Genomic DNA, 10,276 nt, shown 5'->3' with positions numbered 1-10,276 from the left:
CGCGTCCCGCGACATCCCCGCGGTTGCCCGTGACCGACAAACGGTGACTCCAATCTTCGATAGCCGCCGAGCGAAGGTGGCGGTACCGAAAGGATAGGTGGCGATACCGACAATCGCGGCTTAACCTCCATCTTTCGCGGGGTGGCGGAACACCAGCGCAGCATCGGCCACCTGCTCAGCCAGATCGAGGGCTCTCGAACAACCCTGGCTAATCCCTCGAGTTCTGTCTCGAGACGATCCCGCTGTCGGATCGGGTGGCGTGGCTGAACGAATCGCACCGCGACGACCCGAATGTGACCGTCACCGGCATCCGGTGCGACGCTCCCGTCGATCTGACCTCGACCACCGTGTGGGCCGCGCAGGTCGCCTGTATGCGGGCAGCCGTGCGCACGGTCACCACCGACCCGATCGACGTGGTGGTCAGCAGCGAATCCTACGGTCCAGAACTGGCCCGCTGGTTCCACGCGGAGCATGTCTCCGTCGACCCCGACCGCCGTGCCTTACCCATCTCCGGCACCGCGTGCCGCGCCGACCTCGCCGGCAATTGGCACCACCTGGACGTCCCCGCGCGCGCCGCACTCACCACCCGTGCGGTGGTTCTGGGCTCAGAGTCGACAGGGACGACGACGGTCAGTCGCGCCCTCGCGCGACGATTCCGAGACCGCGGTGGCGTCTGGGCGCCAACCCGATGAGTGGCCGAGTACGGCCGTGAGGCAACCATCGCGAAACTCGCAGCGCTACGGCAAGCGGATCCCGACACCGACCTCTCCGACGTGACCTGGACCGGTGCCGACTTCGCGCACATCGCCCACACCCAGCAGGCCCGCGAGGATGCCGCCGCGCACGACGGGTCACCGCTACTCGTCTGTGACACCGATTCTTTCGCGACCACCGTCTGGGAACACCGCTACCTCGGCCCGCAGAGCCACTTCGCCCGACCTGAAGCACCCCACCGCGGGAGCATCTACCTGGTCACCGATCACCGGGATGTCCCGTTCGTCCAGGACGGCATCCGCGACGGCGAGCACATACGAGCGGAGATGACCGACTGGTTCGTCGAGGCCCTCACCCGCCACGGACGTTCGTGGGTATTGCTGACCGGCAGTCTCGACGACCGACTCGACCTGGCGACGCGCGTCGTCGGCCGCGCCCTGGCGCATCGAGCCACCTTCGCACCACCGGCGGTGATGCAATGACGTATGACCCTTCCGCTTTTCCGTCGTTCGCTGTCACGGTCGACCTCGCCATCCTCACCATCCGGCAACGCCGCCTCTGCCTCCTGATGATCACCCGCGGCGAGGAGCCGTTTCGTGGGGACGCGGCTCTGCCCGGGGGCTTTGTGCGGGCGGCGGAATCGGTCGATGACGCGGCGTCGAGAGAGCTGGTCGAAGAAACCGGGGTCGAGTTGTTCACCGGGCACATCGAACAGCTGGCGACATACGGGTCACCCGACCGCGACCCGCGGATGCGGGTGGTCTCGGTGGCGTACGCGGCGTTCGCACCAGATCTTCCCGATCCGGTCGCGGGTACCGACGCCGACGATGCGACGTGGATTCCCGTCGACGAGCTGCCTGATCGCATCGCCTTCAACCATCATTAAATCATCGTCGACGCGCTCGAGCGCGTTCGCGCGAAACTCGAATACTCGACACTGGCAACCCAGTTCGTGGGGCAACGCTTCACCATGCGCGACCTGCAGACCGTGTACGAGACGGTGTGGGGCACCACCTGGGACCGCGCGAACTTCCGTCGCAAAGTGCTGGCGACCCCCGATTTCGTTCACCCCATCGAGGGAAAGACGGCGTCCAACGGATCGCGAGGGCGCCACGCGCAGCTGTATCGGGCCGGATCGGCGACCACGCTGCACCCGCCGATACTTCGGTCGTGATCGGGTGACATCTCGGACTTGAGAGTGCCGTCCCGTCATCCGGGGGTCGGCGTTCCAAACACCTTCTCCCCCTCGCCTGACCTCACCCCTCCGGAAGCAGGACGTCCGGGAACTCATAGTCGCAACCGATCAGCTGCGGGCTCTCTACCAGGCCACAATGCCGGAACCACGCGGTCATGGCCTCCGCGATGAGGTTCACGTCGCGGCTGAAGATGTAACCGTCGGTGCAGTCGTCGAAGTGCTCGCCGTCCAACCAGCGATTCAGCGGCAGATCGGCGACGCGGTAGTCACCCAGGAACAAGCGGTATAGCACCGTCCGTGAACGCCGCAGCAAGAGAACCCCGTCGCGCAGCACCTGCACCTGCGCGTTGATCGCCTCGATCCCCTCATCGTCTTCGGCCGGCCCGTAATCACGCGGGCCGAGCTCGAACACAAACCCCGTCGGCTGATCCGACAACGACTCGACGATCCAGTCGGTCATCCCCGGCCAGTCGTGCGTACTGGCCGAATCCGTCTCTCGTGCCATGGTTCCTCCTCACCTCGACACCCAGAGAATATCGAGGGGTACCGACAGAACGAGGCTGTCGATCGGCCGCCAACGATGTCGGCCCCCTCCCCTAGTCTGCGAGCACCGCACTCCACAGCCTGAGTGCCGCAGAACGGAGCTCGCCAGTGCCGCCCAACCCGAAACGCTCGCGCACGGTGCGCAAGAACGCGCCGTCGGCGCAGGCCTCGGCCCGACGCCCGATCGTCCGTGTCTCGCCATCTGCCCGCGAACATCCCCGGCCCGCCACAGATCCCACTCGGCCCTTGCACATCGCCGTCGCAGAACCGGCGACGGTGCAGTACCTGCGTGAGTCACCCGACATCGTCGCGCGACAGTATCCCGACGGAGTGGGTCTGGATGACACGGTGATCACGATCGTCGAGGCACGCGACTGGGCGGTCGCGAGTGTTTCGGTGTGGTGGGCCATGACCGGAGAGCCGGCCACGCTGCATCACGTCGGGCCGATTGCCCGCGAGGGTGTCTCGTTGGGCGCCATCGAGTCGCACATGCAGACCACCCTGCCCAGGCGTCCCGAGACGCTGTCGTCCGATCTCGGTGCCGCGCTTCTCGAGGCGCTGCGCGCCGAGGTCGACGCGCCCACGTCGTGGCGCACCACGAGCCCCGAATGCGATGCACCGAGGAGCGATGCCATTGGGGAGGCGGAGATCTGGGGGTGTCGGTGTTGCGGCCGTGACAGAGATGCGCAGTTCGCGCCGCGGTTCGAGAGTCACGCTGAGCATTCGGGTGCCGATTGGGTTCATAGCGAGAAAGGAGTAGGTGTCTGCCCGTCGTGCCACGACATCCTGCACCAACCGCTTGCACCGACCGTCGACGAGCTGATGTTCAGCAACAGACCGCAGTGTCCGAGGTGTCGTGAAAAGCAGGCACTGCACTTGATTCTGGGCATGCCACCGGGCCCGCCCCCGCACGGCGCCGTCGCCGGCGGATGCGTGATCATGGACGGCCACATGCCGGACTGGGTGTGCGGCGCGTGCGGTGAGGAGTGGTGAAAGATGATGCCGCGCGGAACTACTTCGACCGGTTCCGCTCGATCCCAGCCTTCACAAGTCCGGCAAGACCGTCCGCGTCGATCTGGTCACCCTCGTACAACTCGTACGAGCGCCGCTGATTGCCCTTCAGTTCGCCGTTGAACAAGCCCGAGGGGTCATCGAGTTGCGCGCCGTACATGAACCCCAGCTTCACCTTGCTCTTGAAGATGTTCCCCACGACAAGCGGGCCGTCACACTCCCAGACAGGCGCGCCCATGTACTTCCAGTGTTCGGTGATGCCCGAATCCACACCCAGGATGATGCGTCGCGCCTCCGCCAGGGCCTCCCCACGCCAGTCCGGGTGCTCTTCGATCATTTTGTCGATCTGTTCGGCCGGCTCCATCGTCAACCCCTCTGTGCGGAACTGCGGACGTGTCGAGTATGCGATGACTTCACTCATTCCGGAAGGCAGTCGGGCGTTCAGCCTGCCGGGGTCGTCTCCGTGACGACGGGTGTCGCGACAGCCCAGGTACCACCACTGCGAGTGAGGTCGGTGGTGCTCCCGTCGGCCGCGGTGACGCGCAGCGTTGACGTGCCGGTCCACTCGACGGTCGAGCCACTCCCCTGGTACTCCGCAGTGCCGGTGGCCACGTTGCGGATGACCACCACCCCATCGGTGGCCGAGGCCCGGTAGTCACCGCCGGGTGACAGCGTCCCGACGGGGACCGGCGTCTCCTCCGTTGTGGGCGCCGCCGAGGTCGTAGGGGCCTCCGAGGTGGATGTCGTGGTGGTCGTGTCCGGTGCGGCCGACGTGGTCGGGGCGGCGGTCGGTGGCGTGGTCTCCGAGGTTGCCGCCTGGGCGATTGAGGGGGTTGCGGTGGTGGACGTCGACGTGGTCGAAGGAACCGCCGCCCGGGCGGCCTGGCGGGTCGCGGTTGCCGCCGAGACCGTGCCAGCCGACGAGCCGCACGTCACGCTGTCGAGCAGGACGTTCAGCTTGATGGACACCGATCCAGACGAGGTGAAGTTGCCTACCTTGCTGCGTAATTCGACGGTGTAGATGCCGAGGACCGACAGGCCGAGGATGGTGGTCACGTAGTCGCTGGAGACCTGCAGTGTCGCCGGATTGGTGGTCGAGACCGCGACCGTGACCACTCGCGTCGTGCCCAGGAGCGACGGCGTGAACGTGAGCTGATAGTCGTAGCCATGACTCGCAGTCGGGTTCGGCCAGGACAGCTGTGCCGCCGAGCTGAGTAGACCCGTGCTGACCGTTGCACAGGACAACGAGGCCGGAGCAGTCGGCCGTCCTGCCGACACCGTGCCGGTGGCTGTGGCGGAGTCGGTGAGCGCAGCCAGCGTTCCACTGGTCCGCGAGTACCCCGCTACCGCCGAGGCAACCACCACCGCAACGGCGGTCACTTGCATCGCGATCGAGATCGACCGCGACCGTCGCGGTGCCGTCGAGTGCCGCCCGCGCTGACTTTGCCGCCACGATCTGTCCGGCCGAAAAGCGATCCACAGCAACGCGAGAACGACGAGGGTCGTCAACGCCCACACATACGGCGTCGCAAACCAGGTGAGAACGTAGCCGAGCTTGGGGACGTGGAATGCGACGCGGTCGACGGTGGTGACGGTGTACGGCTCCGCGTCGGGCACGCGGTTGGCGTCGCCATGCAGCGTCATCGTCGTCGAGTTGCCCACCCGCGTCTGGATCTGTGCGACGCGGTGAGTGACGCGGGCACCGTCCGCGCGGGTGACGCTGACGATGTCTCCGACGTGGACGTCGTCGGCAGGCACGGTCCGTGCGACGGCGATGTCGCCGACTCCGATGGTCGGTGACATCGAGCCCGAGCGGACGACGAGCGGCGAGAAGCCGCCCACCACGCTCACGATGGCGACGAGGACGCACAGCACTCCCGCCAACGCACCGACCGTCAACGCGGTCTCGGTGAGATACTTCTTGGCGCGGTCACTCATGTCAGGTACCCGCGCTGCCGGTGAAGGTGAGGACCACGGTCCCGGTGGTGCCGGCGACTGACGCGTCGGCGGTCAGCGGGAGATTCACCTGTACGCACAGATTCTCCGCGCCACCCGACGCGGCGAGGGGTCCGCGATTGGTCGAGAAGGTTGTTGCCGTAGCCGAGACGGCGATCCCGTCGGCGATCTTGGTCCCGGACCCGCACACACCATTGGTCGCGGACGCACCGGGCACCACGGTCAACGTCATCGCCTGTCCCAGGGCGTTGGAGCTGGCGACTGCCGCCGAGTAAGTGATCGCCGCCGTGCCGGAATTGCTGACCGCGATCACCTTCGCGGCGGACTGCCCGGGTAGTAATCCGGTGGGGCTGAACGTGAACGCGGCCGCCTTCGAACCGTCGGCGAGGATCGAGACCGTGGCGGTGGTGAACACCCCGGACTGGGTCGCCACGGACGACGACCACAGCGCGAGCGTGCCGACCACGCCGATGCCGAGGACCATCCCGATCGACAGCACAGCACGAACGCGGCGTGAGACCAGCACGCCGAGCGCGTTTAGGAGTGTCATGATCGCACCCTGGCCGATCGGCGTTCACGCGCGGACCCGACGAATTGCGCTATGGCGTACAGGAACAGGATCCCCGCGATGACGTAGACCACCACCAAACGGGTGGAGCCGGTCAACCAGTTGTTGACATATCCAAGATACGGGACGGAGTACCAGAGCTTTCCGCGCACCTGCGCCGCCTGCACGGGACGTTCGTCCGGGACGGGCACCGCATCGCCCTGGGTGGTCAGCAGTCGGTTTCCCTGCTGGTCGAAGGTGAAGCCGACCACCCGGTGGCTGATGACATCCGGTTCACCGGAACGGATCTGGTAGGTGACCACATCGCCGATCACCAGCGACGATGCGTCGACCTTCCGGACCACGATCAGGGTGCCCGGAGGGTATTTCGGCGTCATCGACGACGTGAGGATGGTGTAGGGCTGGGCACCGGCGATCTTCGGGATGACGATCGTCGCCAGCAGGATGCCGACGAAGAAGAGCAGCAGCGCCCAGGTGACGATCTGCCAGATCCACCAGAACGGACCGGTTCGCTTCTTCGCCTCGGCCGTGCTGGTCTCGGTGGTCATGATCGCGTCTGTTCCGTGTTGAAGGTGAAGAGAATGAAGTAGGTGGACGCCCCCGCGGCCGCGACGGATTGCAGTTCACTGCGGATGCACAGGACCTCGGACGCGCCGCGGGCGAGTGAGCGCCACACCCCGGCCACCGCGGCGCCGCCGGCACTGGTGGACGTCGTGGGGAAGGCAGCGGTACCGCTGAGTGCGCCGGCGGCGCAGGTACCACCGACCACACCGGAGAGCGCAACCGTGACCCCCGGGCCGGAGGTGACCTGGGGCCCGGCCGCGGTCAACCGATACCGCAGCGGTGTGCTGCCGGCGTTGGTGACCGTCAGGGGTGCCTGCGTCTGCGTACCGGGCAACACTCCCGACCCGGTGAGAGCCGGAAACTGGTACGTCGATGCCGATCCACTGCCCGCGACCAGCTTCAGCTGTCCGGTGGTGACCGCGGTGGCACCGGTGGCCGCACTTCCCGACCACAGCGCGCCGGTGGATCGCACTGCCGCGAGCGACAGTGCGACCACCACGACGACGAGCGCAACCACCAACAGCCGGCCCCGACCCGGCAGAACCCCCGTTCCCGCCTGTGCCACCGTCAGGGTCGAACTTGGTTCAGACTGACCGACAAGTTGGACACGTTGACCGCCGCGTTCTGGCTGGTCTGTCCGGTGACGTCGGCGAACGCAACCGTCACCTTGACGACCACGGTGCGGGCCGCGCCTGGGGTGATGGTCACCGCGGTGCCGGTGGTTGCCGAGGCGCCGTCGACCGTTGCGGTGGGGGTCACGGTTACACCCTCAGGCAATGTCCCCGCAGTACCGGGATTCACAGTGACCTGCGCCTTCATGTTCTTTCCCGTGGCCAGCGCGTTGTACGTGGTCGTGTACTCCCAGGTGTCTTTCGGGACCAGGAGGTCGGTGGCCGGGTTGATGGTGGTCCCACCGATGATGCCGTCGGCCGACACGTCCTTCCAGGCCGCAGCACCCTGAGCGGTGAGTTTCAACTGCCCGGTACTGAGGTTCCCCGGAGTCGAAGCCCCGGAGTCACTCCAGAGCGCATACGACCCGGCTCCTCCGAGCAGGACGACGACAGCGGCTCCGGCGGCAAGAGCGCCTTTGGCACTGCGATTCATTCGGGTATTCCTCGTGGTGCGGACGGTGAGGGTGACCGTCGCCAATGGGGGATGAGTTCATCCCGCTCTGCTCGGATCGCCGGAGGTTTCGACGTCGGACTCGAGGAGTGCTCTAGCGCACACTGGCTCGCGATTGTGATGATCTCGAGGAGAGTGTCGCAGGTGTGGCCTGCGGCGTTACACCGATTTCACGTGAATGCGGAAAATTTCGGTTCAGTAATTACCTAGCACTAATAACGATGCAATTGCCGTCGAATTTCAGACTTTGACCACCATCTTGCCGGTGTTCTGCCCGCGCATCATGCCGATGAACGCGTCCGCAGAGTTGCCGATGCCGTCCACCACGGTCTCGTCGTAGTCGACCTCACCGTCGGCGAGCCACTGGCTCATCTCCCGGTTGAATGCGCTCATCAGATCCGAATGCTTGGCGACGATGAAGCCGCGCAGCGTGAGGCCGCGAGTGATGATGTTGGCCATGTTGTCGGGACCCTCAGGTCGAGAGGTGCTGTTGTACTGCGAGATCGCGCCACACAACGCGGCTCGGCCACCGTCGTTGAACGCGTCGAGCGCGGCCTCGAGGTGGTCGCCGCCGACGTTGTCGAAGTAGACGTCGATGCCATCGGGCGCGGCCTGCGCCAGTTGTCGGCGCACCGGTGCCGTCTTGTAGTCGAAAGCGACGTCGTAGGAGTACTTGGCGGTGAGTACCTCGACCTTCTCCTTGCTACCGGCCGAACCGATGACGCGGGGTGATCCCTTCAGCTTGGCGATCTGACCGACGATGGTGCCGACCGCACCTGCAGCACCGGAGACGAACACGACGTCGTTCTCGGTGAACTGAGCGATGTCCAGCAGCCCCACATAGGCGGTGAAACCGGTCAGTCCGAGAACGCCGAGGTACACCGACGACGGGTGACCGGCGGGCGGCTCAGGGACGGCGCGGAACCCGTCGGCGCTTTCCTGAGCAATGTCGCGCCAACCGAACTGATGCAGCACCAGCGTGCCGACCGGTAAATCGTCTACCGCACTCTCGACCACGCGGCCCACGGCTCCACCGGTCATCGTCTCGCCGATCTGGAACGGCGGAACGTAGCTGCGGGTGTCCATCATGCGGCCGCGCATGTACGGATCGACGGAGATGAACTCGTTGCGCACTCGCACATGGCCGGGCTGCACGTCACCGTAGGTGACCTCGGCAGTCCGAAAGTCGGACGGTTCGGGCCAACCGTGGGGACGCTGGACGAGCTGGATCTGGGTACTGACGACGGACATCGGTGTCCTCCTCAATAATACTGACGTTTTCTGCAACGGCCGTTCCACTATATAGTGGAACGGCCATTTCACAATCGCTGAACGGAGGCCGTGATGGGACGCACACAAGGCTTCGAGACCGCAGTGGTGATCGCCGCGGCCAGAGACTTGTTCTGGCAGAGAGGTTTCGAGGCTACGTCGGTGACGGAGGTGGAACGGGCGACGGGCGTCGGACGTTCCAGCCTCTATCACGCGTTCGGCAGCATGCGTGGGCTGTTCGACGCCGCCGTGCAGGACTATCTCAACTCGGTCATCCGACCACGATTGATTCCGCTGACGGCAGAGCACGTGGCGCCTGACGCACTGGTGACCTACCTGGTCGGTCTCGCAGACGGCATCCGTTCCGTCGACCGTGCCGATCTCCCCCCGGGTTGTCTGCTCCTCGGGTCGGCCACGACCATGTGCGGTGACACCGCGGTTCATGAGGTGATCACCACTTATCTCGACGAGGTGCGCCTGGCCCTACGCCGAGGCGTTGCCGCACAGAATCCAGCGCGGACGGATGACGAGGTGAACCACCTGGCGACGGTGGTGTTCGGCTCGGTGGTCGCCGGACTGTCGTTGGCGCGGCTCGATGCGGAAGGTGCGGCCGCGGTGGTGGACGCGGCGCGGGTGGTGGTCACGGGCGGGGCATTGCCCCGGCCCGAACCAGAACGACGAGTCGCAAGGTTGCTGAAGCAACAGTCCTCGATGTGATCTGCATCGTATGCGTAGACAGACGTGGGGAAACCCACACGTCGCGCGATGGCGGATACGTCTCGCTGCTTTGGCGACGGCCACAGCACTGTGAAAATGTCGTAGCAGAACCGGCTTTCACGGATGAGCGCCTCGCGGAGGCGCGAGGGGTCGGGGCGACGAGATGAGGTATGCACCCGGATGAACACGATCAGCCGACTGCAGACCCGTCAGTTGATCGTGCTGGCCGTCCTCGCGCTGGTCACCCTCACCTACACCGGGATCCACTATGCGCGCCTGGGATCGGCCGTCGGTATCGGCGAATACACGGTGCGGGCGGTGTTCCCGGACTCCGGTGGCATCTTCACCGACGCCGAGGTGACCTACCAGGGCGTGGCCGTGGGCCGGGTCAGTGCGTTGCGGCTGACCAACGCGGGCGTGGATGTCGACCTGCGTCTGAAAACCGGGGCCGCGCGGGTACCCGCCGCATCCACCGCCGTGGTCGCGGACCGATCCGCGGTCGGTGAACAGTTCGTCGACCTGCGGCCGACATCAGCGGCCGGCCCCTTCCTGCACGAGGGTTCGGTCATCACCGACGTCGCCATCCCGCCACCCCTGGACACGGTGATCTCCAGTGC

15 protein-coding genes are annotated in these 10,276 nt (G+C 65.9%); 7 read left to right on the top strand and 8 right to left on the bottom strand.

Annotated features, from left to right (window positions below; translation table 11 throughout):
• The first annotated feature begins 293 nt into the window (after positions 1–293).
• The 4 genes from BW971_RS22010 to BW971_RS21995 are packed head-to-tail and all read left to right on the top strand — an operon-like array spanning position 294 to position 1,888.
• A complete protein-coding gene (locus BW971_RS22010) occupies positions 294–692 on the top strand; it encodes a hypothetical protein (RefSeq protein WP_234974497.1) in 399 nt (132 codons plus the stop codon).
• Positions 693–1,196: an AAA family ATPase gene (locus BW971_RS22005; protein ID WP_076482655.1), complete on the top strand. Its 504-nt coding sequence runs from the start codon at positions 693–695 to the stop codon at positions 1,194–1,196.
• The gene (locus tag BW971_RS22000) at positions 1,193–1,600 is read left to right on the top strand and encodes an NUDIX domain-containing protein (protein ID WP_234974496.1); all 408 of its coding nucleotides are present in this window, start codon (positions 1,193–1,195) and stop codon (positions 1,598–1,600) included. The genes BW971_RS22005 and BW971_RS22000 overlap by 4 nt, the downstream gene beginning before the upstream one ends.
• A complete protein-coding gene (locus BW971_RS21995; protein WP_327202000.1) occupies positions 1,601–1,888 on the top strand; it encodes an NrtR DNA-binding winged helix domain-containing protein in 288 nt (95 codons plus the stop codon).
• An 82-nt stretch (positions 1,889–1,970) separates the two neighbouring features.
• On the opposite strand, the gene BW971_RS18965 is transcribed toward BW971_RS21995, so the two are convergent.
• Positions 1,971–2,414, bottom strand: a complete 444-nt coding sequence (locus BW971_RS18965) for a hypothetical protein (RefSeq protein WP_076482654.1) — start codon at positions 2,412–2,414, stop codon at positions 1,971–1,973.
• Between the two features lie 368 nt (positions 2,415–2,782).
• On the opposite strand from BW971_RS18965, the gene BW971_RS18960 reads away from it, so the two are divergent.
• Positions 2,783–3,445, top strand: a complete 663-nt coding sequence (locus BW971_RS18960) for a hypothetical protein (RefSeq protein WP_143690469.1) — start codon at positions 2,783–2,785, stop codon at positions 3,443–3,445.
• 19 nt (positions 3,446–3,464) lie between these two features.
• On the opposite strand, the gene BW971_RS18955 is transcribed toward BW971_RS18960, so the two are convergent.
• The 7 genes from BW971_RS18955 to BW971_RS18925 all read right to left on the bottom strand — a co-directional run bounded on the left by BW971_RS18955 (position 3,465) and on the right by BW971_RS18925 (position 8,924).
• Positions 3,465–3,884: a DUF1801 domain-containing protein gene (locus tag BW971_RS18955; RefSeq protein ID WP_234974494.1), complete on the bottom strand. Its 420-nt coding sequence runs from the start codon at positions 3,882–3,884 to the stop codon at positions 3,465–3,467.
• A 20-nt stretch (positions 3,885–3,904) separates the two neighbouring features.
• The gene (locus BW971_RS18950) at positions 3,905–5,401 is read right to left on the bottom strand and encodes a signal peptidase I (protein ID WP_076482651.1); all 1,497 of its coding nucleotides are present in this window, start codon (positions 5,399–5,401) and stop codon (positions 3,905–3,907) included.
• 1 nt (position 5,402) lies between these two features.
• A complete protein-coding gene (locus BW971_RS18945) occupies positions 5,403–5,969 on the bottom strand; it encodes a SipW-dependent-type signal peptide-containing protein (protein ID WP_076482650.1) in 567 nt (188 codons plus the stop codon).
• The gene (locus tag BW971_RS18940; protein ID WP_076482649.1) at positions 5,966–6,535 is read right to left on the bottom strand and encodes a signal peptidase I; all 570 of its coding nucleotides are present in this window, start codon (positions 6,533–6,535) and stop codon (positions 5,966–5,968) included. Before BW971_RS18940 ends, BW971_RS18945 begins: the two co-directional genes overlap by 4 nt.
• The gene (locus BW971_RS18935) at positions 6,532–7,116 is read right to left on the bottom strand and encodes a hypothetical protein (protein ID WP_083710397.1); all 585 of its coding nucleotides are present in this window, start codon (positions 7,114–7,116) and stop codon (positions 6,532–6,534) included. Before BW971_RS18935 ends, BW971_RS18940 begins: the two co-directional genes overlap by 4 nt.
• 2 nt (positions 7,117–7,118) lie before the next feature.
• Positions 7,119–7,655 carry an alternate-type signal peptide domain-containing protein gene (locus BW971_RS18930; protein WP_076482648.1) on the bottom strand — a complete coding sequence of 179 codons (537 nt, stop codon included), beginning with the start codon at positions 7,653–7,655 and terminating at the stop codon, positions 7,119–7,121.
• Positions 7,656–7,913: 258 nt separating this feature from the next.
• The gene (locus tag BW971_RS18925; protein ID WP_076482647.1) at positions 7,914–8,924 is read right to left on the bottom strand and encodes an NADP-dependent oxidoreductase; all 1,011 of its coding nucleotides are present in this window, start codon (positions 8,922–8,924) and stop codon (positions 7,914–7,916) included.
• A 93-nt stretch (positions 8,925–9,017) separates the two neighbouring features.
• On the opposite strand from BW971_RS18925, the gene BW971_RS18920 reads away from it, so the two are divergent.
• Together BW971_RS18920 and BW971_RS18915 are read left to right on the top strand one after the other, a co-directional pair.
• Positions 9,018–9,659 (top strand): TetR/AcrR family transcriptional regulator, encoded by a 642-nt coding sequence (locus BW971_RS18920; protein WP_076482646.1) that lies wholly within the window; start codon positions 9,018–9,020, stop codon positions 9,657–9,659.
• Between the two features lie 180 nt (positions 9,660–9,839).
• On the top strand, positions 9,840–10,276 hold a 437-nt coding region (locus tag BW971_RS18915), incomplete at its 3' end, for an MlaD family protein (RefSeq protein WP_159441889.1).

Origin of the sequence: Williamsia sterculiae (assembly GCF_900156495.1) — a bacterium.
Taxonomy (GTDB): domain Bacteria; phylum Actinomycetota; class Actinomycetes; order Mycobacteriales; family Mycobacteriaceae; genus Williamsia_B; species Williamsia_B sterculiae.
The sequence above is the reverse complement of the archived record's forward strand: the minus strand, read 5'-3'. Positions and strand labels throughout refer to the sequence as shown.

What these genes read in the sequence shown, in the direction of transcription:
- BW971_RS18930 (WP_076482648.1), bottom strand. Translation starts at nt 7,655, where the DNA reads ATGAATCGCAGTGCCAAAGGCGCTCTTGCCGCCGGAGCCGCTGTCGTC.
- BW971_RS18955 (WP_234974494.1), bottom strand. Translation starts at nt 3,884, where the DNA reads ATGAGTGAAGTCATCGCATACTCGACACGTCCGCAGTTCCGCACAGAG.
- BW971_RS18950 (WP_076482651.1), bottom strand. Translation starts at nt 5,401, where the DNA reads ATGAGTGACCGCGCCAAGAAGTATCTCACCGAGACCGCGTTGACGGTC.
- BW971_RS18965 (WP_076482654.1), bottom strand. Translation starts at nt 2,414, where the DNA reads ATGGCACGAGAGACGGATTCGGCCAGTACGCACGACTGGCCGGGGATG.
- BW971_RS18920 (WP_076482646.1), top strand. Translation starts at nt 9,018, where the DNA reads ATGGGACGCACACAAGGCTTCGAGACCGCAGTGGTGATCGCCGCGGCC.
- BW971_RS18940 (WP_076482649.1), bottom strand. Translation starts at nt 6,535, where the DNA reads ATGACCACCGAGACCAGCACGGCCGAGGCGAAGAAGCGAACCGGTCCG.
- BW971_RS18925 (WP_076482647.1), bottom strand. Translation starts at nt 8,924, where the DNA reads ATGTCCGTCGTCAGTACCCAGATCCAGCTCGTCCAGCGTCCCCACGGT.
- BW971_RS22000 (WP_234974496.1), top strand. Translation starts at nt 1,193, where the DNA reads ATGACGTATGACCCTTCCGCTTTTCCGTCGTTCGCTGTCACGGTCGAC.
- BW971_RS18945 (WP_076482650.1), bottom strand. Translation starts at nt 5,969, where the DNA reads ATGACACTCCTAAACGCGCTCGGCGTGCTGGTCTCACGCCGCGTTCGT.